Genomic DNA, 25,048 nt, shown 5'->3' on the forward strand with positions numbered 1-25,048 from the left:
TTTATGTGAAATATTGAACAAAGGATTATATTTCTATTATAGAAAATCAAAAAAGAGGGAGATGTGATATTTATCACACTTTTATAATAATTCACAAATTGTTAAGATTCGAGTTTCTGTGAGGGAGATGTGGATATGTTTTGCAAAATGAAAAAGCAGGACATAAGTATGTATACTCATGTCCTGCACTTGAATTATGCTTTCGTAATGGCACGCGGAAATAAAATATTATTTTCTAAATGAATATGCTCAAATAAATCAGACTCTAGCGCTTCAAGGCGTTGGTAAACAAGTCGATAAGTGCCGCATGCGCCTTCTGGAGGCGTAAAGTCATTTGTTACTTTACGAAGTTCTTTTATAATATTTCCGGCATGATTGTGTTCATTTTCTAGTTCATCTACTACTTTACGTAACTTTGCATAGTTTTCATCGGTTGGATTTTGTTCAAATTCTAAAATTAATGAGAAATCTTCCGTTTCTTCTTTAATTAAATGCTGTTCTAATTCCATTTTAAGTTCATGAAATAGCTTATGAATTTGAGCTAAATGAGGCTGATTCGCTCCATGAACGCGTAAGACTTTCGTCACATATGGACTTAACTGTGGTAACTCTTCATTTAAATAACGATGATGCTTATGAATTATATAATCAATCAATTCACGATAAGAAGCATTTTTCCAATCAATTTCAGATTCATTTAATCGTTTCGTATTACGATAAAGCGTATTTAACTCTGTAAGTACTTTAGAAGTCGATAAATTTCTTTCATGAATTGCATCAATAAGTGGCTTATTACCGCCACAACAAAAATCTATTCTATATGATTTAAAAAGATCACTAGCCTTCGGAAATTGTGTAACAATCTCACCAACAATAGAAGTTTCAGTAAATATACGTTCCATATGAATGCCTCCATAAAGTTTAAATGTAATATCTAAATTAAGAATAGCAATAAATGAAAAACAACGTGGTGATTGAAATCACTTATAATGTGTCAGTTTTGAGGATAATAGAAGTGGTATTTAACAGAGGACATTAATATTTTTAATAGACTGATGAACATTTATTTGCATATAGGAGAAAATGGATATATTTCCTATTACATTTTTTGAAAAAAATCCATAAAGTATAATATACCGATTGAAAGGAGGAGATTTGAATGGAATTCCAATTGTTGGTAACTTGTATATTACAAGAAGGTAATGCTTTCTTTTTAGTAACGAAAGTAGACGATGTTATTACGTTAAAAGTACCGATTACTGCGGGAGTAGCAGGTTTATTCTTAGCTTTAGGTGTACCAAGATGTTCTTAATTTAAATCTCTATAGTAGAAAGAGGCGGACAAGCCTCTTTCTACTAATACATAATTATTTTATGTAAACTAAAATGTTATTTTAGTAATAGCACATTTAGAATGGACATGCATATACTATAATGTTTTTTAAGTTATGAAAATTAAAGAGGTGCTATTATATATGAAAAGAAGAACATTTGATATTCCAGTTACATTACGAAGAGAGTGGTTTTTAATAGAATTAGCCCATTTAACGAAAAAATATGGAATTGAAATTGCAACTAGCAAAATGGAATCTGCACCGTTTTTAAGAGATCAAGTTACGGAAACAAAAATAGGATCAGGCCTCCAATATGATAAATATGATGATGAGTATATCATTGAAAATTAAAGGATACCATCAAAAAATTTCTCTATAACAAAATATAAAATAAAGCAGATTCTAAATATGGAATCTGCTTTATTATGAAATACTTCTAGTCAACTATCCTCTTTCTAGTGTTTTTCCTACATATTTTTCTTGTGTTATTCCGAAAGATTCACGAAGAATGCGAGCATAATCTTTTGATTCTATTGGTCGTTTATTTTTTGTGCCTTTAAAGGTTTCTGTATAATTTTTATTTGTTAATGATACGTGACCATAATCAGTTAATTTACAAGTAATAGCTCCTTTATTAAAAGGAGATTCTTTATGCTCTACAATCACTTTTTGAATGTTATTCACCTTTTTCTCATCTATTTGATCTAAAGTGAAAGCATAGCCTATTTTCCATTCGTGTGAAGGTTCAGATTGCAAGAAATTTGTAGATTCCCCGTTAGCTCCTTTTCTCATTTCTAAAATGTGTGTACCTTTTCGGGTAGTTCGTTTGCGAATTCGATATTCTCCCGTTCGAGAACAGATGACTTCTCCGGTAAAAGGGACTGGATGTAAAGGTAGATGAGATGCAAAACCTGCGTCTATAACATAATCTTTATAATTATGATTTAATATGATAATGACATGACCATCATCGGGTTTCCATTTATTATCGTAAAGATCATAAACAGTACCGGCTACTTTATATACTTGAAACCCACAATCCATTAAAAAGTAATACAATAAGGAGTTTAATTCATAACAAAGACCGCCTCGTTTTTGAATAAGTAACTTTTCTATTAAGTTATTTTTTGAGATGTCTTTAATAGTACCAGCCATAATATCGAGATTTTCATAGGGGAGAATCAATCCCATTTGTAAGAGAATTTCATCTAAATCATCAAATGTTATTTCTTTTGCAGGAATTTTTAGTCGTTTAAAAAACTCCTTTTGTAAATTGGTCATCATAAAGCATTCTCCTTTCTTTTTACAGAATTTTTTTCTGCTCACCGCTAGGTTAGTACTTCTAAAAGTTTAATTCAAGTCTGCGAAAATTATCATAATATATGTTTCTGGAAACCTTATTATCTATTTAGAAATTTCAGTTTAATCTTTAATCGTAGGAAAGTCTTACAGCATAAGCTTCTATTCGTTTGTTTTATATTAAATTAAATAAAAGTACATATCTTCATTAATCTTTTTTTATAACTAGGTGGTAATAAAGTGTTTTTTTACTAAAGTTTTTTCAAGATTTGTATACTTTATATAGACAATAATGATTTAAAGATATTTGGATTTAGTACGGTTAACAATTATTGAGAAACTTTTTTATAGTGTTCTCTCAAAAGGAAGAGATGGAAACAAAGAGAATAACGTGTGTTAAGGAAGAAGGGGTACTAGTAATCTATTAGGAATAGGGACAAGATTTTGTTTAAGTAAAAAGATTATCTAGTATTAAGAAAGAAGATAAAAAAATTACAAAGAGCACCTTCTTTCAAAAAAAGTGGGGGGAGTAACATGCGATTGATGAGAAGATATGTTGCCTTACTAATTGTATTTTTTATCATGGTTCCAATAATTAGCACAAATGTGCGAGCAGAAGTTGTAAAAGAGATTAAAACAGGTTTTCCAGATCAAGAAGTCTTTACACCTGGAGACTGGTTTTTAGGCCAAAAACCTGCAAATTATGATGAGAATAAACCTCCAATTCTTTTTGTACAAGGAAGGAATGGGAATGCTGATAGTTGGTATGGGAAGACAGTGTATCACGATATGAATGATATGTATGACTATGCTTTGAAAGCAGGCTATCAAACAGTATTTATACAATTATATGATGCTGCTGGAAAAGGGTCAGCTAGTCAGTGGGACAACGGAAAATTGTTAGCACAAAAATTAGAAGAAATATATAATCACTTCGGTAAAAAAGTTAATATTGTAGCACATAGTAAAGGCGGTATCGATACACAGGCTGCATTAGTTGGATATGGTGCAAATCGATTTGTTGGAAATGTTATTACGCTTGCGACGCCACATCATGGATCAAACTTAGCTGATTTATCATATAGTTGGTGGGCGGGATGGCTTGCTTCTATATTAGGTCAAAAAGATGATGGTACGTATTCATTACAAATGGGGGAAATGGCAAAATTTCGTTCAACGATTGATAATAATCCAGCAGCTAAATTAAACCGTTACTATACTGCTACTGGGACTAGTTGGGGACCAGTATTTTCTGCGTTATCTATGGGCGGGTTATATTTGTCATCATACGGTTCAAATGATGGACTAGTAAATGAATGGAGTGCTAAGTTACCGTATGGAACTCATTTATTTACAGATTCCAGATTTGATCATGATAACATACGAAAAGGATCTGCTGTTTTCTCGCGAATTGAACCATATTTACGTACATCAAATGTAGCCGTACCAGCTTTAGTAGCATCCAGCACTAGTTCAAATGAAAATATAGAACAATTTAATACAACTTCAAATCAAAACATTTTAGGAGGAGAATTGCCACAAAATCAGTGGATAGAGCAAACTGTTACAGTTGATAAAAAAGCGGAAGGAATCGTTTCTATATTAACTGCTTCTTCTAATGTAGAAGTACAAATGATATCTCCAAAAGGAAAAATGTATACAAATAAAGATAGCGTTATAACTACTGGCGAAGGTGAATCTTTCTTTAATGGTGCGACAATTAGAACATTTAAATTTGATAAAATGGATGTAGGAGAATGGAAAGTTAAAATGATGGCGAAGCAGTCGAAAGATGCATATTTAGTTGTAAGCGATTACGAGACTGATGCGCCATTTGTTCTCCAAATGCCTACAAAAGTTAAATCGAATAAATCTGAGTATAAACTGAAAAAATCACCTGTGGCACCTGAAATGAAAGGGAATCTATCTATAACGGTAAGAGTCGTGAATAAAGAAGGAAAACTAGTCTCTGAATATAGTGAATTACAAAATGTTAATAACAATACATTTACGGGTGCTTTGAAGGACATAAAGCAACCAGGAGTATATAACGTTACGATGGATATAAAAGGGATGAATAAAGAAGGACAACCTTATAGTCGTACAATTGTTAAGTCAGTTTATGTGGAGAAATAAAAAGGAATGAGAAGCTTTTAATATAAAAAGTACCGAACTTTTTCAGTAGAAGAGTTCGGTACTTTTTTCATGTTTACTAGATTAACAGAAAAGCATTATTCAATAAAAAAGATGCTGAAATAGCATCTGAATGTGAATATAATTATTAACTTAGTTTTATAACTGTTAATTCAACTGAATTGATACCATTATCACAAGTTGCAATACTTTGACGATTAAAACCACTATTATTTTTCAGTTGAAGGGTTGCATTAGCTGGTACTGTAACAATCGTTTCGCCTGCTAGTTGAAGGCATTCGTTATTTGATGAAGTATTCATTTGAAAAGCAAAGTCACCTTGACTATTAGCAAGTGGATTGTCATTTAGAAATATAGTCATGACTGGAATATGTGGAAACACAGGATTTACAGTAGTGTTAATTGTTGAAATGAAAGAAACTCTATAATCACCAGCTTGACTAAATTGTATAGTAGTAGGATTTAGTAAGGAAACGCCTCCTGCTATAGGACCAACGTGATTAAATGGAAAAGGATCTCCAAAAGGAACAGTTATAAACTCAGTTTGCCAAAAAGTTCCGTATGCCGGACAGCTTTTTTTATTTGAACTAGAAGAGGAATTGCATGAGCATTTTTTATATGAGCTAGAAGAAGATTTACATGAACATTTTTTATTGGAGTTTGAAGAATGATAGTATGAACCCAATATATTACCCCCTGTTGTGAATGAATTGTATACACATAGTATTTTATGCGTGTCTTATATATAAGGTGATAGATTTGGGAGTATAAAGTACTAATACGATGAAATAAAGTAATAGAATAGTAGCTACTATAGTTTTGGAAGAAGAGAAGGTTAATGATTTGGTGAAAATATCAGTGGAGTTTTTTTGAATGATTGAGGTTTAGGGTAAGTGCTTATTGTAATTCCACCTGCAAAAGTAATAGTAGTATCCTCAGTTGAGATGATGTGATTGTTTAAAAGATTGCATATTAGGGTTTATAGTTATTACTCTTTATTTGCGTAGTAGGGCAGGAAGAAGAAGAAAAGTATCGAATGAATGTACATATGTAGCATTGTTTACTTTTGATGTGAATAGAAGTTAAAGATACGTTGAAATATTTTATACCGCAACGAAGGAGTAATTAAATTATAGAGGGAGCAACTTACATGGAAAATATATTAAAGGTATCTTCAAAATCAAAACCAAATTCAGTGGCAGGTGCAATTGCAGGTGTACTAAGAACAAGTGGAAATGTAGAAATTCAAGCGATTGGGGCTGGTTCTTTAAATCAAGCGATTAAAGCAATAGCAATCGCAAGAGGATTTGTTGCTCCAAGTGGTATCGATTTAGCCTTCGTTCCAGCATTTCAAGAGGTTACGATTAATGATCAAGAAAGAACGGCGATTAAATTAATTATTGGTCCTAGAAAGAAAAGGTAACTGCATTAATTCACTATTGAAATGTCATTTAACATAACAAATAAAAAGTGTCACAAATGCTATAAATCAGGCATTTGTGACACTTTTTTATTTTATTTAAAATGAAATGAATAACGCTAAAACTGCTCATTCTTCTCCCAAGATTCCACAATATAATGTGCAATCGTCGGGTTGAATCCTTTCCCAACTAAAAACATAATTGCCGCAACTTCTGTTAAAGCGTGTTTGTGTGATGTATGTTTTGCTTCATTTAAACCGTAATCTACCCAAGGTTTTACGAAATCTAGTACAGGTTTCTTTAAAGGTAAAAACTGTGTACCGACAACTTGTTGAATTTGTTGCTGCGTTGGTTCTGTAATTGGTCCAGGCGGTAAAATTTGAGGCTGTGTAATATCGAATGTAGGTCCTGGTGGTAAGATTTGTGGTTGTGTCGGATCAATTGTTGGTGGTGCTGGGGGTGAAACACGCGCGTCATAGTTTGGTTGGTACATTTGCGGCTGAGTTGTGTATGGATTTTGTTGAAATTGTTGTTCTTGATTTTGCGATGCTACATATGGATTTTGAGGATATTCATAATTTGGACGTGTGTCATATGCGTTTTGTTGAAATTGTTGTTCTTGATTTTGCGTTGTTGCATATGGATTTTGAGGATATTCATAATTTGGACGTGTGTCATATGCGTTTTGTTGAAATTGTTGTTCTTGATTTTGCGGTGCTACATATGGATTTTGAGGATATTCATAATTTGGACGTGTGTCGTATGCGTTTTGTTGAAATTGTTGTTCTTGATTTTGTGGGGTTGTGTATGGATTTTGTTCATATTGTTGTTCTTGTTCCTCATATTGTTCTTCATACCGTTCTTCCTGTTGCTGAGGGTAAAATGGTTGTTGTGGGTAAGGCGGTTGATTATTATAGAACATGTTTATTCCTCCTTCATGATAATGCCTACCACCCAGTGTATGGGCGGACAAGAAAATATGTGATGAAAAAATGCGGGCGTGTTACAATAAGTAACTGGGTGAAGATAAAATGACAAAACAAGAAAAGATTCAAAAAACAATTACTTTTGTAAAACATATTTTAGAAAAAGATGCGAGTGGACATGATTGGTATCATATTGAGCGCGTACATAAACTGGCGATTTCTTTATCCGAGCAAGAAGGAGGAAATCGTTTTATAGTTGAAATGGCAGCATTACTTCACGATGTGGCTGATGAGAAGTTAAATGAAAGTGAAGAAGCAGGAATGAAAAAAGTTTCTGATTGGTTAGAAGAGTTACATGTGGAAGAAGAGGAAAGTAAACATGTTCTTCATATCATCGCCAATATGTCTTATAAAGGTGGTCATGGCGGTAAAGTAGAGTCACTTGAAGGGAAGATTGTTCAAGATGCGGATCGCTTAGATGCACTTGGTGCAATTGGAATAGCTCGCACATTTGCGTATGGTGGAGCGAAAGGGAGATTAATGTATGATCCAACTATTCCGCCTCGTGAAGTGATGACGAAAGATGAATATAGAAAAAATAATGATCCATCTTTAAACCATTTCTATGAAAAACTTTTGAAACTAAAAGACTTAATGAATACGAACGCAGCAAAACAAGAGGCGGAAGTTCGTCATCGTTATATGGAACAGTTTATTGAACAATTTATGAAAGAGTGGAATGCACAAATATGAAAATGTTAACTGTGGAAAACTTATCAAAATCATATGGAGAAAAACCGTTATTTGATGGACTATCATTTAGTATTGCAGAAGGACAACGTGCCGGAATTATCGGTGTAAACGGTACTGGTAAATCAACGTTATTAAAAATTATTGCAGGGGCAGAAATTGCTGACACAGGTGATATGACTCATTCGCGTGGGTATACAATTAGTTATTTATCACAGCAACCGGAGTTTGATGAGCAATTAACAGTATTAGAGCAAGTCTTCCATGGTGATACACCTTTAATTCGTCTTCTTCGTGACTATGAAAAGGCGCTATTGCATATCGAAAAAGATCCAAGCAATGAAAAAGTACAGGAACAATTATTTGCAGTGCAACAACGTATGGATGCGATGAGTGCATGGGAAGCAAATGCGAACGCAAAATCGTTATTAACGAAATTAGGAATTACTGATTTCACAGCAATTGTTGGAAATTTATCTGGTGGACAGAAAAAACGTATTGCGATGGCACAATGTTTTATTGAAACACCAGATCTATTAATTTTAGATGAGCCTACGAACCATCTTGACCATGAGACAGTTGAGTGGTTAGAGGAATATTTAGCACGATATACAGGTGCAGTATTACTTGTAACCCATGATCGTTACTTCTTAGATCGTGTGACGAATCGTATTTTTGAATTAGATAATGGAAAACTGTATAGTTATGAAGGAAATTATAGTACGTTTTTAGAAGCGAAAGCACTTCGTGAAGAACAAGAACTTGCGCAGGAATCAAAACGTCAAAACTTATATCGCCGCGAACTAGCATGGATTCGCCGTGGTGCAAAAGCTCGTTCGACTAAACAAAAGGCACGTATTCAACGTTTTGAAGAGTTAAAAGGTCAAGAAGGACCAGCTGCAAAACAGTCAGTTGATATCGCGCTTAGCGGTAGCCGTCTTGGGAAAAAAGTACTAGAGTTAAAAGATGTAACGAAAAAATTCGGCGATAAAACTGTATTAAACAACTTTAATCATATTGTGAAACCAGGCGATCGTATTGGAATTATTGGAGCGAATGGTAGCGGTAAATCTTCGTTATTAAATATGCTTGCAGGTAAAATATCTCCTGATAGTGGTGAAATTGAAGTTGGGCAAACAGTGAAAATCGCTTATTATACGCAAGAAAATGAAGAGATGAATTTAAATCAACGTATGATTGAATACATTAAAGAGATCGCGGAAGTCATTCATACGACAGACGGAAAAGTAATTGGTGCGTCTCAAATGTTAGAACGTTTCTTATTCCCACCACATTCACATGGTACACCGCTTGGCAAATTATCTGGTGGTGAGAGAAGACGTTTATACTTATTACGTATATTAATGGGAGAACCGAACGTACTATTACTGGATGAGCCTACGAATGATCTAGATACACAAACATTAACGGTGTTAGAAGATTATTTAGAAGATTTCCCAGGTGTCGTTTTAACTGTATCGCATGACCGTTACTTCTTAGATAAAGTAGTAGATGAATTGTTCATCTTTACGGGAGAAGGAGAAGTGCGCGAATTTCTAGGTAGTTATACGGATTACTTAGAAATGGAAAAAACGAGAGAACTTATAGAGAAAGCGGAAGTACAAAAAGAGAAAAAAGTAGTAGAAGAAGTACCGAAACAACAACGTAAGCGTAAACTCTCATATAACGAACAGCGCGAATGGGAAACAATTGAAGATACAATTGCAGGACTTGAAGAAAAACTTGAGTCAATCGGAGAAGAGCTTGCAAATGTTGGTTCTGATTTCACAAAGGCACAAGAATTATCTGAAGCACAGCAAAAAACAGAAGAAGAGCTAGAAAAAACGATGGAAAGATGGAGTGAACTATCGGACATTGTTGAAGGATTAAAATAAAAACAAGCTGCATATATTGAAAAGTAAAGAGAAAAACTTTACACTATTGGTAGAACCTATTTTAGGAGGGAAAAAATGAGAACATCTAATCCAATGCTGAAAAAAGAGGCATTCCGTAAAGAAGGAGCAAGTGCTTCTGCGATGACTATTGGCGGAACAGTGGGCAAAACGTTTATTATGCTTATCTTGCTACTTGCAACGTCTGTCTATTCATACATACAGATGATAGAGGGTACGATGAAGATGCCAGTATTAATTGGTGCTTTAATCGTTGCAGCAATCATCGCATTTGCATCTATGTTCTTCCCGCGTATTTCACCTTTTGGTGCACCAATCTATGCGGCGGTAGAAGGGGTTGTATTAGGTAGTATTTCAGCTGTTTATACAATGAAGTTTGGCGATTCTATCGTTTTAAACGCTGTATTACTAACAATCTCAATTCTATTTGCAATGTTAGTGTTATATGCAACCCGCGTAGTAAAAGTAACGGATAAATTCCGTACAGGCGTGATGGCAGCGACACTTGGAATTATGGTAATGTACTTAGTCGTATTTCTACTAAACATGTTTGGTGTAACGGTTCCGTACATTCACCAAGGTGGTACAATCGGTATTATTATTAGTGCAGTTGTTATCGTAGTTGCTGCATTAAACTTATTACTAGATTTCGATTTAATCGAAAATGGTGTACGTAGTCAAGCTCCGAAATATATGGAGTGGTACACTGCAATGGGACTAATGCTTACATTAGTTTGGTTATACTTAGAAATTCTTCGCTTCGTTTCTTACTTTACGAAAAATGACTAATAAAAAATCCTGCATGAAAAATGCAGGATTTTTTATTTTTAAAGATAAATTGATGTTATGGTATAAGATGGATGTTGATAACTTGAGTTAAAGGGGATGGAATATGATGAAAGAGAAGAAAGGGATTATGAAAAAGCTATTTTCTAAAAGTTTTTTCATAGAACTAGATGATGCTTTAACGTATCCATCATCAGAAGTTATTACTTCAGCAATAGAGGGATATGCGGCTGAATGTAATGAAAGACTAAAATTTGAGAGTAAAGTTAAACCGATTGCTTTTTACTTAGAAAATGTAATGTACCGCGTTGAGATAAAGATGGCTCGCGGTGGATATTACATTTCATGCAGTGAAGTATAAAGTGAAACTTTAATCAGTGGGGGGTTCTTCATCCCCCCCACTGATTATCAGCTCTCACCAATCGGACTTTAATGGGCAGCCCGACCCCCCACCTAAATTCTTTGCTTTCGCTGCATTTTGAGGTGGGGATCTTACTGCCCATTAAAGCGGGATAAATTTTGAAACCTTACATGTTTAAAATATGTAAGGTTTCTTTTTTTCTTTTATAGCATAAAAAAATAATCTTTTTCACTTTAAAATATATTATTTTAAGCTTTTTACCCTTCATATATTTTTATTTACAATGAAGAAAAATATGTGAGGTGGTATAACTTATGATGAATCGAGTTGTATTAATAGGTAGATTGACAAAGGGGCCAGAATTATACTACACAAAGCAGGGCGTCGCGTATGCACGAGTATGTGTTGCGGTGAATAGAGGTTTTCGAAATAGTTTAGGTGAGCAGCAAGTAGATTTTATTAATTGCGTCGTATGGAGAAGGTCAGCTGAGAATGTAACTGAATATTGTACGAAAGGTTCACTTGTTGGAATTACCGGACGTATTCATACGAGGAATTACGAGGATGATCAAGGAAAGAGAATATATATAACGGAAGTTGTGATTGAAAATATTACATTTTTGGAGAAAAGGCGGGAAGGGGCATCACAATAAGAGGAGAAGAATATAAAAAGTTAAGAGGGCTTAGTAGTATAGCCCTCTATGATTTTTGGTTGATCCCTTCCCAAACAACATCTAATTGTTGATTGAGTGTATTTTTCGCGTTTATTTCATTAGCATGTAATAGTGAATGGGACATTAATGTATAAAAATAAGTACTCATAATAGTAGAAGTGATAATATGTATATCCCATTGGCTGTTTAATTTTCCTGTTTCTTTCGCCTCTGTAATAATTGAAGACAAACCTTCTTGTAGCTGATGTATACTTTTTACTTCATTTTCTACTAAGTAATTAGACTTTATAATCTCAAAGACGGCGTGCTTCATTAAATCACCATGTCCAGTAAAACGGTCTAGTAAGTCTCCTAGAACAAGTTTAATTCTTTCTTTTGGATGTTCTACATTTTCATATGTTTTTAAACTTTCATTCCATAGTTCAATTTGAGAATCACCTAAAAATAATAATATGTTTTCTTTTTTCGGAAAGTAATTGAAGAAAGTACCTTTTGCAATCCCGCATGCAGTAGTAATATCTTGAACCGTTACATTTTCGTACCCGCGTTCTTGGAAGAGTTGTACTGCTTTTAGGAATATAAGTTCTTTTAATTCTTTTTTTCTCGTTTCTCTCAGCATATAATCTACTCCTAACACAAACAATTATATCTGTTCACTAGATAATCTCAAATAAAATCTTACTTCGTTATTAAGTTTATTGTAATTGAAAGAAGGATAGAGAATGCTGTTTCTTATTTTTGTTATAAATGAAAGTTGTATAGTTCATGAGCTTGCCTTTCAGAAATCCATTTCGGAATACGTTTCATTACTTCGTTTCTTATTATAGTTAAAGGTTTACTTTCCATTTGCGCCATTTTTCCAACTTTCCATGCAGTGTTTGAGATTTTTTCAATTCTATCTCGTCTTTTTTGTTCATATTCCATAAATGCTTGACGATAATGAGCATTATTCTTAATACATTCAGCCAAAATAATCGCATCTTCAATCGCCTGACAAGCACCTTGGCCTAAATTAGGAGTAAGAGCATGGGCAGCATCCCCAATAAAGACGATGCGTTTTTCAAAAAACTGATTCATTGGTGTAATGTCTACAATATCACGATGAATCATATGAACGTCCGATGCATTATTTAATATAGATGGTATGGGATTGTGGTAAGATTTGAAATGATTATATAAATCTGCTGTTGTGTAAGCCTTGTATTTTGGATCTCTAGCTTTCGCATTTATGAGTGCATACCAGTATACTTCGTTATTGGGTAGTGGGACGATACCAAATCTACCGTTTGTTCCCCAAGTTTCAATAAAATCGTTTGTTAAAGAAATGTTATTAGTAGGAGTTACGCCGCGCCAACACGTATATCCTGCATAACGATAATTATCTCTTTGTGTTACTTGTTTTCGAATGACAGAATGAATACCATCGGCAGCAATCAGTATATTGCCAAATGCTTCACTACCATCTTGAAATACTATTTTTAAGGCGTCTTCTTCATTGCGTTCTATTTTTACACATTCTTTTCCCCATTCGACAGTATCTTCTTGTAGTTCAGAAAGTAGTAATTGATGTAAATCTTTTCTATGAATAGAGTACATTTTTTGATAACAAGCTGGGATAATCAATTTATTGAAAATAGTTCCTTTTTCGGATACAAGCTTAAAGCCGTCACTTTCGTTGCCGAATTTTTTTATTCTCTCAGAAATTCCGTATGGTTCAAGTGCTTGCATTGCATTTGGAGCAATGATAATACCTGCACCAGCAACAGTAGGCTCAGTATTTTTATCATATACTGTTACTTCTATTCCTATTTTTTGTAAGGAAATTGCTGCACATAGACCAGCAATACCGCCACCAATAATTATGACATTGTTCATTTGCTATCACTCCACCTTTGAATGACTTTGTTCATAAAATGACCGTGGTCATTTTATGAGTTAAGGTTAATCCCTTTTTATGTAATTGTCAATTATACTTTTAACTATAGTTATGGAACGATTAGGTGAAAATAGAATGAATGAAACTTCCCAGCAATGTAGAAAAGTAAATAGTAAAATTAAGCATCCGAGTAGGAGTATAGAGTGATAACATGTTACAATACAGCTAAGAACATGCAATAAAGGAGAGTTTTTTACGTGAAGATTAAAGCAATTGAACCGACGCCAAGTCCAAATACAATGAAAGTTATTTTGAATGAAGTATTACCATCAGGAGCACGTAATAATTATACAAATGAAAATAAAGAACAAGCACCAATACAAGTGCAAGAAATTTTGAAAATTGAAGGCATTAAAGGTGTATATCATGTAGCCGACTTTTTAGCAGTGGAGCGAAATGCGAAGTATGACTGGAAAGTTTTATTACAACAAGTTCGTGCTGTTTTCGGCGAAGAGGTAGTAGAAGAAAGCGAAGAACAACAACTTGCTCATTTTGGGGAAGTAAAAGTGTTTGTTCAAATGTTCTTTACAATTCCAATGCAAGTAAAGTTAACAGATGGAACGACTGAAGAACGTGTTGGCTTACCTGATCGTTTTAAAGAATCAATTATGAAAGTGCAAATGTCTGCACCAAACGTTGTAAAAGAACGTAAATGGGTGGAACAAAGTACACGTTACGGTAACTTTGAAGAAATCGGGAAAGAAGTAGTAGAAGAAATTGTTGCTGCTTATTCAGAGGAACGTGTAAATGAAACGGTTAAAGAATTATTAAACCAGGCAGGTGCTGTTGAAGTAACGATTCAAAAGCGTGAACCATATAAAGTAACAGAAGAGATGATGAAAGATGCTGACTGGAAAAAACGCTTTGCAGCATTAGAACAAATGGATCCTACTGAAGAAGATATTCCAGTGTTGAAGATGGCGTTAGATGATGAAAAAGTTTCGATCCGCCGTTTAGCAACAGCGTATTTAGGTATGGTAAAAGGTGATGAAGTATTGCCTTTATTATATAAAGCATTATTAGATCGTTCAGTAAGTGTTCGACGTACAGCGGGTGATTGCTTATCAGACGTAGGTGATCCAGCTGCGATGTTTGTTATGATTAAATCTCTGAAAGATTCAAGTAAATTAGTACGCTGGCGTGCAGCTATGTTCTTATTTGAACTTGGAGATGAAAGTGCGATTCCGGCTTTAAAAGCAGCGCAAGATGATCCAGAGTTTGAAGTAGCGATGCAAGCGCGTCTAGCATTAGAGCGTATTGAAGGCGGAGAAGAAGCAAAAGGTTCTGTATGGAAACAAATGACGGAGTCTCGTAAAGGGGAATAATGTATGATTGTTTTCTATGATAGTTGGTGTCCGATGTGTACGGCGGTTGCAGAACGTACGAAAAAATTAGATAAAAAGGGTAAAATGAACTTTGTTTCATTTCGAGATGAAGATGTAGTTGAGAAGTATGAACTTTCTCAAGAACTACAAAGCAAGATGGAACAAAGATTGTATATTTTAAAAAATAATAAGTGGTATGACGGAATTAATAGCATACATGTATTAGCAAAGGCCGTTCCATCTTACTGGTTTGCTGTTCCTTTTATAAAACTATCTATCGTACTCGGATTTGGAAGTAAAGTATACGATTATATCGCTAACAATAGAAAACTTGTCCCAGTTGGACATTGCCGCGGTGGGGTTTGTGAAATCCCTCCAAAAAAATGAAATCATCGTTATCTTTCTTTTGCACCTATTAATAGAGCGTGATATGATGAATTTGGAATGAAAGTTGAAGGAGAGATTACAAGATGTCAAATGCTTATGAAGAATACATGCGCCAAATGGTAATCCCAATGCGTCAAGAATTAGTGCGTTCTGGATTTGAAGAGTTAACTACAGAGGAAGCTGTAACAGAATTTATGGAAAACGCAACAGGTACAACTTTAGTAGTTGTAAACTCAGTTTGTGGATGTGCAGCTGGTTTAGCACGTCCATCAGCAGGTCAAGCGGTTGTTCGTGCTGAAAAACAACCTGATCATCTTGTAACTGTATTCGCAGGTCAAGATAAAGATGCTACTGCAAAAATGCGTGAATACTTCGGAGAAATTCCTCCATCTTCACCATCTATGGCATTATTAAAAGGAAAAGAAGTTGTTCACTTCATTCACCGTCATGAAATTGAAGGTGCAACTATGGACGAAATTATTACGAACTTAGAACAAGCTTTTGAAAAGAATTGCTAAAGAAGGGGGAGAGTAAATCTCCCTCTTTTCTTTATATAGAGGTGAAAGAATGATAGTAACAACAGCAGGAAGAACGAATAAAGAAATGACAGATTATGCAAACAAGGTAGCGGTAGAATTAAATGGTTCATTCGTAAAACGAAACGACATTCCAGTACATAAACTGCATGAGCAGTATGAACAAGATGTACTTGTTGTAGGCAAAAATCGATTAGCTATTTATCCAAAAGGAACGGAAGAGTCGTTTTTCTTTCATCCAAACTCAGCGATGTTTCGTGTGAAAAGATTAATGCGCGGGGAACACGACCCATTTGTACAAGCCATGCAATTAGAGAGCGGAATGACAGTGTTAGATTGTACGCTTGGTATGGCATCAGATAGTATTGTAGCTAGTTACATTGTTGGTAAAAGCGGAAAAGTAACGGGACTTGAGGGCAATGAGTATATGGCTTATATTATGGAAAACGGTTTGAAAACATGGTCTTCATCTGTTTCTGAAATTGATGAGGCAATGAAACGAATCAATGTGAAGCAAACGGAGCATTACGCATTTTTAACACAATGTGAAGACAATAGTTACGATGTTGTGTACCTTGATCCGATGTTTGAAGAAACTGTTATAGAATCAGATGGAATAAAAGGATTAAAACACTTCGCTTTGTATCATGATATTACTGACGAAACAATTGCAGAAGCGAAGCGTGTGGCGAGAAAGCGTGTCGTTCTGAAAGATCATTTCCGCAGTTCTAGATTTGAAAAACATAATTTTCACGTATATAAAAGAAAAAGTGCTAAGTTTCACTTTGGTGTAATTGACCCTTGCTAATTGTTTGAAAAGATGTATAATAAGCAATAATTAATTAAATATACTGTCTGTGATGAAGAGAGTAGTCTTTTTTAGAAGGAAAGCGAGCTGGGGAGGGTGTGAGCCTAGTGCGGAAAAAAAGATGAAGCGCACTTCGGAGATGCTTCTTGAACGAATAGTAGAGTAAGCCGAGGCCCCCTGTCCTCGTTATAAACGGGAAAGTGGTTCGTAATGAACAACAAGGGTGGTACCACGGGTTTAAACTCGTCTCTTTTTAGAGACGAGTTTTTGTGTTTTAAAAAATAAGGAGGTTATATAGTATGGATTATAAAACGCAGTTTGCGGAAAGTTTATCCGATATTTTTACGAATGAATTAACGCAAAATCAAATTTTAGATTTAATTGAGACACCGAAACAAGATGAATTCGGTGATGCAGCATTTCCATGTTTTTCACTTGCGAAGCAATATAAAAAATCACCAGCTATTATTGCAAAAGAAGTTGCGGAGAAATTAAGTGATCCATTTTTTACGAAAGTAGAGGCTGTTGGTCCTTACGTAAATGTATTTTTAAATCGTGAAACTGTAAGTGATGCAGTATTAAAAACGATTTTAGCGGAGAAAGAAAAGTACGGCCAAAATCACTTTGGATGTGAAAAGACTGTAGTTATCGATTATTCCTCTCCGAATATCGCGAAACCTTTTTCAATGGGGCATTTACGTTCTACAATGATTGGAAATTCACTGAAACATATCGCTGAAAAATGTGGTTATGAAGTTGTAGGAATTAATTATATTGGAGACTGGGGCACACAGTTTGGAAAGTTAATTACCGCTTATAAAAAATGGGGAAATGAAGCAGTAGTGAAAGAGGATCCAATACGTGAACTATTTAAGTTATATGTGCAATTCCATGAAGAGGTAAAAGACGATGAAGAATTAGAAGAAGATGGACGCGCTTGGTTTAAGAAGTTAGAAGAAGGTGATGAAGAAGCTGTTGAGCTTTGGAATTGGTTCCGTCACGAATCTTTAAAAGAATTTTCTCGTATTTATGAACTTCTCGGTGTTGAATTTACTAATTTTCATGGGGAAGCTTTTTATAATAATTTGATGGAAGATTTTATTGGGATTTTAGAAGAACATGATTTACTTGAAGAGTCAGAAGGCGCGTTAGTCGTTAATTTAGAAGAAGAGGGAATGCCGCCTTGCTTAATTAGAAAATCCGACGGTGCAACGATTTACGCAACACGTGACTTAACGGCAGCGTTATATCGCCAAAACACATATGCATTTGATAAAGCGCTATATGTAGTTGGCCCAGAACAAAGTTTACATTTTAATCAATTTTTCACTGTATTAAAAAAGCTTGGCTACAATTGGGTTGACGGCATGGAACATGTACCGTTTGGGTTCATTTTAAAAGACGGTAAGAAAATGTCGACACGTAAAGGAAGAGTTATTTTACTCGAAGAAGTACTTGAAGAAGCAATAGACCTTGCAAAACAAAATATTGAAGAGAAAAATCCAAATTTAAAACAGAAAGAAGAAGTAGCAAAGCAAGTCGGTGTTGGCGCAGTTATCTTCCACGATTTAAAAAATGAGCGTATGCACAATATCGAATTTTCATTAGAAAATATGCTGAAATTTGAAGGAGAAACAGGTCCGTATGTACAGTACACACATGCACGTGCTTGCTCTATTTTAAGAAAAGAAAGTGTAGAATTTGAAACGTGTACATTTGCATTAAAAGATGATCATAGCTGGAGCGTCGTAAAATTATTGAATAAATTCCCTCAAATAATTGAAGCAGCCTTCAACAAAAATGAGCCATCAATCATTTCAAAATATGTATTGGATGTAGCACAATCGTTTAATAAATATTACGGTAATGTGCGTATATTGGAAGAGAGCGAAGAGAAAGACAGCAGACTCGCATTAGTGTATGCTGTGACGGTTGTATTAAAAGAGGGATTACGTTTACTTGGGGTGGAGGCACCTGAGGAGATGTAAAATAAAGCTATAGTGAAAAAAGACAAATTAGGAGATCATTAACCTAATTTGTCTTTTTTTATTTTGCCGACTAAGCCTTGAAACTATAAGAAGTTATATGTTACGAAGTGTAACAACTCTATAATTATGTTGTGAAATCAATTAAAATATTTGTAGAGAGGATGATCTGTATTGATTCGAGGTTTTATTTTGCATATTCCTTGTCATAGAATACCGGAAAGGAGTTTTCTTAAACTACAAAAATACATACCTTTATGTGCACGATGTACAGGTATGCTTATTGGTTTCTGTATGTTTCCAATTTACTTTTTAATAACACCTTCGTTTAGTCTCTCATTATTGCTATCCTTTTTTGCTCAAATTCCATTATTAATCGATGGATTCAGCCAAAAGTGGAAATGGCGAAGCAGCACAAATTTGTTAAGAGTAACTACCGGCTTATTAAGCGGAAATGGTATGGGGCTATTTATTGCATCTAGTATTATATGGATTATATCTTAAACCACATATTAACGGAGGTAAATACTTACATGTTCTGGATTTACATAATTCTAATTTTTATATCAGGTGGAAGTGGAATTGGTTTTATCATTTATGAAAAATATATAGAAGCAACAATAGCTTTTGTTATTTGCATATTATTTATGGTACTACTATATTTTTATTTGAAAAGAAGCAAAAAAAAGAGAAATTTAGATTGTGACGTAATAGATTGTACTGATTGCTCGGATTGTGATTGTACTAACTAATCTTCTGTTTATTTCAATATTATTATAAGAGGATTGTATATCGTTTCAGGTATGTAATCCTTTTTACTTTTTCAAGATTAATTTGTTGAATAGGCGGAGGGGAAAGAGCATGTGCAATATAACGTTTTAATGAGAACTCAATAGCGCTAAAATTTTTAGAAACATAGGAATCCGTTTATCAAATGGAGAACTATAGTTTTGTATATAAAAGGAGGCGTAGGTTTTGGAAGAGTATGATTGGAACAGCAAACTAATATATTTAAAAAACACAAGAGATTTATATTACAACGACGATTATGTAAGTTTTTTAGTAAATACAGTTTGGAAGATTACTAAGCCAGTACATATTGTTGATTTCGGTTGTGGATATGGTTATTTAGGCTTAGTATTAATGCCGTTACTTCCAGGAGGTTCAAAGTATACAGGTATTGATAGTGGAGAAACATTACTTGCTGAAGCGAGAGAGTTGTTTCGTTTACTTCCATATGAGACAGAATTTCTTGAGGAAGATGCTACAGAAATTGAATTGAACGATACATATGATATAGCAATTTGTCATGCCTTCTTATTACATATGAGTTCACCAAAAACAATGCTACAAAAAATGATGCATTCAGTTAAAAGTGGAGGGAAAATAATTTGTTTTGAGCCACATTGGATATCCAATATGTCTTCATACTTTTTAGATGGAGAGAATCAATCGGAAATGATTAGGTTAGGCACTTTGCAGAAGTTATTTGAAAGTGACACGCAGAGAAGCGGAAGAGATGGAAGTATTGGTATGAAAATACCGATGTATTTAAGTGAACTAGGCGTAAAAAATATTCAATGTAGAGTAAGTGATAAAGTGAACTTTTTAGATTCTAATATGCATCATAATGATAAAGAAAAGTTGTATCACTCATTAAAAGAAGAGGGAATTGCAGGAGATCCAGGTGATAAACAGCGATTTATAGAGCTTTTAATGACTAGAGGATTAATATATGATGATGCGCTAGCTCAATATGAAGCTGAACTCAAATTTTTTAGAGCATTTCATCTACATTCCTCTTTAGTATATGCTCCGAATATGAAAATTACATTTGGTGACGTAGAATGTTGAAAGATAGCTGTTTGTCGAATTATATCATTTTTTGTCAATGAGTCGATATCCACCGTATAATCGCTGATATATTTGAATTATCGCCGATATAATTTCATGTGCTGATTTCAGTTTCAAAAAGATAAGGTCCGCATGTAACGTTATTCCATTTAATCAAACAAAATACAGAGAAAAACAATCATTTTTACTATATTTTGTTATAAATTCGAATAATATTAAATAATACTATCCATTATAGGAGATTTTAGTTGAATACCTACAATATGATGTGTAAAATCTAAGCAAGTAGCAGTGCAAAAAATTATTCGAGGTGAATACATGCTAGATTTTAAGCAGTTAGATGCTTGTTTGAAAGACAAGAGATTTATAGATGGATTACAGGAAATAAATAATGAAATTTCATATATAAAAGAAAAGAATACTTTATCTTATTTGAAGAGTTGGCTTGCTAATATTCCTTCACATAAGGAGTTTAATATATTAATACGTCTTACTGATGAAGGGCTTATGCACCAATACAGTTCATTCCTCATTCGCTACGCTTATAAAAAATTCCCAAATATGAGAACGCTCTCTTTATATTGTGATGAGTTAATTGATGAGCGGAAAATACTTGAAGTAGAACAATTGTTAAAAGATTCATTAGAAGAGGTAAATAAAGAAGAGATAGACGTTGATCTTTTAGCGAAAACATATTTTACATTAGTACGATGTTTGTTGGAAATGAAACGAAATGAAGAAGCTCTTTTTTATATGAAAAAGGCAGAGGAGTACAGTGAACGTGCCGTATTTGATAAATGGGGCTACGTCTATATGCATACAGGTGAATGGGAGAAAGCAGAAGAACAATTTATAGTTGGTATGCAGCATAAAGATTGTGAAGAGTTATCTACCTATTTATTATCACAGTTATATGCAAATAAAGGAGAACAAAAACGTGCATTACAGTTAATTGATGATGCGATTGTAAAGTTCCCGCAAGTACCATATTTCCATTTTGAAAAGGTGAAATATTTATTAGATTTAGGGAAGTATGAAGAAATGTTAGCGGTAATAGATAACATAAATAATCAGCTTCCTTATCATGCGTATAAAACTTACTTCGTACATTTACGTGCAGAAGCGCTTTACAAAATGAATAAACTTGTAGATTTACAACAATTATTAAAAGAAGAAAAAAGTTTAAAAGGGTCTTTATATCATAATTTAGAAAAAAATCCAGATGGCAAAAAGGTTCACTTACCGATAGTTCCAATTGTACAAAAGGATAATTATTGTGTGCCGACAAGTTTAGAAATGATGTTGCAGTTATGGGGAGAAACACGTACACAAGATGAGATAGCAGAGTTTATTTTTGATATGACAGGTTCGAAGTTTTCAGATACTGTTTCTTATTTAGAAGAATTAGGTTATGAATATCGTTATTTTAAAGGGAATGTAGAAAATTATAAGAGACTGTTAGATCAGGGGATTCCCGTTTTATTAAGTATAGATATTGAGCATGCTTCACATGTGCAAGTGCTAGCTGGATATGATGATACATTGCAAGCTTTTTATGTTCAAGATCCGAACTTTATCGAACCAGTTATTGTGGAATATAGTAAGTTGCAAGAAAAATATCGTTATACAGGGTGTTTAGCGATTACGTTTGTTCCGAAAGAAAAAAAGGAACTACTATCATTTTTAAATGAAGAAGAACATCATTATTTTAAATCTATTTTTTCTTTAACAGATCATTTGGATGAGCAAGATAAAGAGGGGATTCATGACTTAGTAAAGTTTTTAAAAGGAACGAGTGATAATCCGAATACGTGGTTATATACGGTTAAGCACTTAGATGTTGAAGTAGATAAAGAGTTTATTATATCTTGTATTGAAAAGTTAATGGAGAAGTTTCCTAACTCAGATTTTGTTAAATTACATGCTGCACAGTGTTTTATTCGCCTTGAAGAGTTAGAAAAAGCTGGGCACATGCTTGCGAGTGTTGAGAAGAAAAATAATCGTGCCTTATATCATTTAATAAACGGAAGGTATGTTTTTGAGCAGGAAAGTTATATAGAAGCAATTTCAAGTTTTCGTTCCTCGTTACAATTAGACGCGGATCAGCCGATTGCTTGGAGTTTTCTCGCTTTATCGTATATGTATATCGATCAGTCTGAAAAGGCGTTGCAGTTTTCTCAAGTAGCTTTAGAGCGTAGCCCGGAACGATTCACTTTAACGAATCACGGATTAATATTAATAGATTTAGAAAGATATGAAGAAGCGTATGAAATCTATAATGATTTGTTAAAAGAATACAAAAATGAAGCACATGTATGGTATGAGCGAGCGAGATGTGCGCATCATTTAGGGAAATTATATTTAGCAATAAAAGGGCTTAAAATAGCAATTCATTTGGATAGTAATGCACCTTATATTTATACAAAACTTGCGGAAATATACGAATCTGATTTGAAGGATGAAGAAAGTACGAAAGAAGTTTTATTAAAAGGTATTGAGAAGTGTGATGATAAGGCACCTCTATACGTAAAACTTGGTGATTACCATTTCCAAAATGATAGTCTGGAAGAAGCAGAAACATTGTATACTCGTGCTTTGGAAGAAAATCATGATGATGTTTATTCTCACTTCGGACTTACACAAGTTTATATGGCAAGAGAACAATATAAGGAAGCGAAAGAATATATTCTCAGTATTGAAAAACAAATTGAAAAGAGCCAAGATTTTCTTATGAACGCAGGAATGGTTTTATGGGATGCTGAGGTTGAACTTGGTGGAAGTGAAGAAGGATTTAAAGTAGCATTGTCTAAGTTAGAGAGTGGTATAAAGCAGAGCGAATATAATGTAGCAAGTGCGTTAGATGAATATGTGAATCGAATTAAAGGAACCGTATTTGTACAACGAGGAATAGCGTTCTTAAGAACGTTACAAAAAGAAAGAAATGACGTAAGTGAATATGACTGTTATACAGGTATTTTATATGAATCGATTGGACAGTACGGCCAGGCAATGAAAAGATATAATAAGGCGATAGAACAAAAAGAAACGGCATTACCGTATTATCGAATTGGTGAAACACTTATGGCATTAGGACAATTGACGGAAGCAAAACAAGCGTATGAAACATGTTTAGAGGTTGATGGGAATTTTGTCGGTGTACATTTACAGCTTGCGGAAATATACGAAAAAGAAGAAAACCGTTCTAAAGAACAAAGTCATATGGTTCGGGCGATGAAAGAAGAGCCGTTGCACATTAATATGGAATATTTGGCACAGCTTTCAGTAGAAATGAATCTTCAGAAAGAGTTGCTGACTGAACTAGAACAATTAGCGGACGGAGTACCTGAAATATGGCGATTAGATGCGATTGCATATGTGTATGGAGCGATGGATGAAATAGATAAAGAACAAGAACAGATTGAATATGCGCTACAATTAGATGGTGAGCATACAGAAGTTTTATATCATTATGCAAAAGTACTAGTGAAAAATAGAAATGCAAAAGCAATTGAAGTTGCGATGAAATTGATACAAAAAGATGTGAATAATGAACGTATATTTGATGTATATGTAAAAGCGATAGAACAACATAAGAAATGGTCTAACATACGAGATTTTCTTCATACATTAAAAGTGAAAAAAGCTGAAAGAAGTATGGCATTTATGTATGCAGCATCTGCGGTGACGGAAAGATGGATTGAACGTCAACAAAATGAACAGCCGAAGAAATCCATAATTACAAGAGCTTTTTATCGCATGAAAAACCGTGCGAAAGAAATTTCGATTATTACTACAATCATTGATTTATATGAAATCTCATTAAAGTTAAATCAAAAAAATAGTATGGCAGCGCAGCGATTTGCACTATTTTACGAGAATGTGGCGATGTATAAAGAGGCGATAGATGTATTGCAAACATCATTAGAAAGTAAATGGGATTACGATGTAGCGAAGCAACTTGTAAATCTTTTCATAGAGTGTGAGGAAGAAGATAGGTTACGGGATGCTTCAGAATTAACGAAGCAAATGGTTCGAGAGTTACCAGATGATTATGATACGCTTCTTTTACAAGCACAAGTATTCTTTAAAATGGGAGAAGAAAGAAAAGCAGAAAAGATTACTTTACAATTAACGGAGCAAACACCGTTTGTAAGTAGAGCGTTTCTTGCTTTAGGAGAAATATATCAAAGCCAAGAATGGTTTGAAGAGGCAATTCACGTATTAGAAAATGCTTCTATACATCATCCGAATGAAACAGCGATTCTTCTTTCTTTAGCATCTTCTTATCATGGTGCCGGCCAAACAATAAAGGCAGAGAAAATAGCAAATGAAGCATTGAAAATTGATGAGAGTGATTTGTTAGCGAGATACGATCGTGCTTGTTATTTAGCACAGTTAAACAGAAATGAAGAGGCGAGGAAAGAGCTTGAAATTGTACTTCGTGAGGATGAGTCAGGATTTTTTGCTGAACTTATCGAGAATAATGAAAATTTAGCAGTATTGCGAGAATTTGAAAAGTAATTGTATAAGAAGAGCGAAAAAGGACATAAATAAAGTGAAACTTTAATCAGTGGGGGGTTCTTCATCCCCCACTGATTAT

General features: G+C 34.1%; 24 protein-coding genes and 1 other annotated feature. Of the genes, 18 read left to right on the forward strand and 6 right to left on the reverse strand.

Annotated elements, in window-relative coordinates:
* Window positions 1-194: 194 nt before the first annotated feature.
* Window positions 195-902, reverse strand: coding sequence for an iron-sulfur cluster repair di-iron protein (gene ric, locus ACZ76X_RS16110; RefSeq protein WP_479850982.1), 708 nt, complete (start codon window positions 900-902; stop codon window positions 195-197).
* A gap of 257 nt (window positions 903-1,159) precedes the next feature.
* Here ric and exsG point away from each other — a divergent pair, with 257 nt between their 5' ends.
* Together exsG and ACZ76X_RS16120 are read left to right on the forward strand one after the other, a co-directional pair.
* On the forward strand, window positions 1,160-1,312 hold the full coding sequence (gene exsG, locus ACZ76X_RS16115; RefSeq protein ID WP_000395678.1) for an exosporium protein ExsG: 153 nt from the start codon (window positions 1,160-1,162) through the stop codon (window positions 1,310-1,312).
* Between the two features lie 162 nt (window positions 1,313-1,474).
* The gene (locus tag ACZ76X_RS16120) at window positions 1,475-1,684 is read left to right on the forward strand and encodes a hypothetical protein (RefSeq protein ID WP_479850983.1); all 210 of its coding nucleotides are present in this window, start codon (window positions 1,475-1,477) and stop codon (window positions 1,682-1,684) included.
* Between the two features lie 93 nt (window positions 1,685-1,777).
* On the opposite strand, the gene ACZ76X_RS16125 is transcribed toward ACZ76X_RS16120, so the two are convergent.
* Window positions 1,778-2,617: an arylamine N-acetyltransferase family protein gene (locus ACZ76X_RS16125; RefSeq protein WP_479850984.1), complete on the reverse strand. Its 840-nt coding sequence runs from the start codon at window positions 2,615-2,617 to the stop codon at window positions 1,778-1,780.
* A 549-nt stretch (window positions 2,618-3,166) separates the two neighbouring features.
* On the opposite strand from ACZ76X_RS16125, the gene ACZ76X_RS16130 reads away from it, so the two are divergent.
* The gene (locus ACZ76X_RS16130; protein WP_479850985.1) at window positions 3,167-4,768 is read left to right on the forward strand and encodes a lipase family alpha/beta hydrolase; all 1,602 of its coding nucleotides are present in this window, start codon (window positions 3,167-3,169) and stop codon (window positions 4,766-4,768) included.
* A 145-nt stretch (window positions 4,769-4,913) separates the two neighbouring features.
* On the opposite strand, the gene ACZ76X_RS16135 is transcribed toward ACZ76X_RS16130, so the two are convergent.
* Window positions 4,914-5,471: a preprotein translocase gene (locus tag ACZ76X_RS16135; RefSeq protein ID WP_479850986.1), complete on the reverse strand. Its 558-nt coding sequence runs from the start codon at window positions 5,469-5,471 to the stop codon at window positions 4,914-4,916.
* A 465-nt stretch (window positions 5,472-5,936) separates the two neighbouring features.
* Here ACZ76X_RS16135 and spoVS point away from each other — a divergent pair, with 465 nt between their 5' ends.
* Window positions 5,937-6,209, forward strand: a complete 273-nt coding sequence (gene spoVS / locus ACZ76X_RS16140) for a stage V sporulation protein SpoVS (protein WP_061678591.1) — start codon at window positions 5,937-5,939, stop codon at window positions 6,207-6,209.
* Between the two features lie 116 nt (window positions 6,210-6,325).
* On the opposite strand, the gene ACZ76X_RS16145 is transcribed toward spoVS, so the two are convergent.
* Window positions 6,326-7,129, reverse strand: coding sequence for a hypothetical protein (locus tag ACZ76X_RS16145; protein WP_479850987.1), 804 nt, complete (start codon window positions 7,127-7,129; stop codon window positions 6,326-6,328).
* A gap of 109 nt (window positions 7,130-7,238) precedes the next feature.
* Between ACZ76X_RS16145 and ACZ76X_RS16150 the strand changes: the two genes are divergently transcribed.
* The 5 genes from ACZ76X_RS16150 (at window position 7,239) to ACZ76X_RS16170 (ending at window position 11,596) form a co-directional block, all read left to right on the forward strand.
* Entirely contained in the window at window positions 7,239-7,886 is a 648-nt protein-coding gene (locus tag ACZ76X_RS16150) for an HD domain-containing protein (protein WP_479850988.1), read from the forward strand.
* Entirely contained in the window at window positions 7,883-9,778 is a 1,896-nt protein-coding gene (locus tag ACZ76X_RS16155) for an ABC-F family ATP-binding cassette domain-containing protein (protein ID WP_479850989.1), read from the forward strand. The genes ACZ76X_RS16150 and ACZ76X_RS16155 overlap by 4 nt, the downstream gene beginning before the upstream one ends.
* A 75-nt stretch (window positions 9,779-9,853) precedes the next feature.
* Window positions 9,854-10,585, forward strand: a complete 732-nt coding sequence (locus ACZ76X_RS16160; RefSeq protein WP_001260642.1) for a Bax inhibitor-1/YccA family protein — start codon at window positions 9,854-9,856, stop codon at window positions 10,583-10,585.
* Between the two features lie 103 nt (window positions 10,586-10,688).
* On the forward strand, window positions 10,689-10,943 hold the full coding sequence (locus ACZ76X_RS16165) for a DUF4318 domain-containing protein (protein ID WP_479850990.1): 255 nt from the start codon (window positions 10,689-10,691) through the stop codon (window positions 10,941-10,943).
* A gap of 314 nt (window positions 10,944-11,257) precedes the next feature.
* A complete protein-coding gene (locus ACZ76X_RS16170) occupies window positions 11,258-11,596 on the forward strand; it encodes a single-stranded DNA-binding protein (protein ID WP_479850991.1) in 339 nt (112 codons plus the stop codon).
* A 46-nt stretch (window positions 11,597-11,642) separates the two neighbouring features.
* Here the strand turns inward: ACZ76X_RS16170 and ACZ76X_RS16175 are convergent, their stop codons facing one another.
* Together ACZ76X_RS16175 and ACZ76X_RS16180 are read right to left on the reverse strand one after the other, a co-directional pair.
* Window positions 11,643-12,236: a TetR/AcrR family transcriptional regulator gene (locus ACZ76X_RS16175; RefSeq protein ID WP_479850992.1), complete on the reverse strand. Its 594-nt coding sequence runs from the start codon at window positions 12,234-12,236 to the stop codon at window positions 11,643-11,645.
* A 122-nt stretch (window positions 12,237-12,358) separates the two neighbouring features.
* Entirely contained in the window at window positions 12,359-13,492 is a 1,134-nt protein-coding gene (locus ACZ76X_RS16180; RefSeq protein ID WP_479850993.1) for an FAD-dependent oxidoreductase, read from the reverse strand.
* 258 nt (window positions 13,493-13,750) lie between these two features.
* On the opposite strand from ACZ76X_RS16180, the gene ACZ76X_RS16185 reads away from it, so the two are divergent.
* The 9 genes from ACZ76X_RS16185 to ACZ76X_RS16225 all read left to right on the forward strand — a co-directional run bounded on the left by ACZ76X_RS16185 (window position 13,751) and on the right by ACZ76X_RS16225 (window position 24,969).
* Window positions 13,751-14,878, forward strand: a complete 1,128-nt coding sequence (locus ACZ76X_RS16185; protein WP_128294946.1) for a conserved virulence factor C family protein — start codon at window positions 13,751-13,753, stop codon at window positions 14,876-14,878.
* Window positions 14,879-14,881: 3 nt separating this feature from the next.
* Window positions 14,882-15,265 (forward strand): thiol-disulfide oxidoreductase DCC family protein, encoded by a 384-nt coding sequence (locus tag ACZ76X_RS16190; protein WP_479850994.1) that lies wholly within the window; start codon window positions 14,882-14,884, stop codon window positions 15,263-15,265.
* Window positions 15,266-15,348: 83 nt separating this feature from the next.
* A complete protein-coding gene (locus ACZ76X_RS16195) occupies window positions 15,349-15,783 on the forward strand; it encodes a BrxA/BrxB family bacilliredoxin (protein ID WP_098387880.1) in 435 nt (144 codons plus the stop codon).
* A 49-nt stretch (window positions 15,784-15,832) separates the two neighbouring features.
* On the forward strand, window positions 15,833-16,609 hold the full coding sequence (locus tag ACZ76X_RS16200) for a class I SAM-dependent methyltransferase (protein WP_479850995.1): 777 nt from the start codon (window positions 15,833-15,835) through the stop codon (window positions 16,607-16,609).
* 40 nt (window positions 16,610-16,649) lie between these two features.
* Window positions 16,650-16,863, forward strand: a binding site (T-box leader).
* A gap of 45 nt (window positions 16,864-16,908) precedes the next feature.
* The gene (gene argS, locus ACZ76X_RS16205; RefSeq protein ID WP_479850996.1) at window positions 16,909-18,597 is read left to right on the forward strand and encodes an arginine--tRNA ligase; all 1,689 of its coding nucleotides are present in this window, start codon (window positions 16,909-16,911) and stop codon (window positions 18,595-18,597) included.
* A gap of 171 nt (window positions 18,598-18,768) precedes the next feature.
* Window positions 18,769-19,098, forward strand: a complete 330-nt coding sequence (locus ACZ76X_RS16210) for a DUF2085 domain-containing protein (RefSeq protein WP_062821093.1) — start codon at window positions 18,769-18,771, stop codon at window positions 19,096-19,098.
* Window positions 19,099-19,127: 29 nt separating this feature from the next.
* On the forward strand, window positions 19,128-19,346 hold the full coding sequence (locus tag ACZ76X_RS16215; RefSeq protein WP_062821094.1) for a hypothetical protein: 219 nt from the start codon (window positions 19,128-19,130) through the stop codon (window positions 19,344-19,346).
* Between the two features lie 223 nt (window positions 19,347-19,569).
* Complete coding sequence (locus ACZ76X_RS16220; RefSeq protein ID WP_479850997.1) at window positions 19,570-20,448, forward strand: class I SAM-dependent methyltransferase; 879 nt, start codon at window positions 19,570-19,572, stop codon at window positions 20,446-20,448.
* Between the two features lie 318 nt (window positions 20,449-20,766).
* On the forward strand, window positions 20,767-24,969 hold the full coding sequence (locus ACZ76X_RS16225) for a tetratricopeptide repeat protein (RefSeq protein ID WP_479850998.1): 4,203 nt from the start codon (window positions 20,767-20,769) through the stop codon (window positions 24,967-24,969).
* Window positions 24,970-25,048 lie beyond the last annotated feature (79 nt).

This window comes from Bacillus sp. BC05(2025), assembly GCF_056725905.1.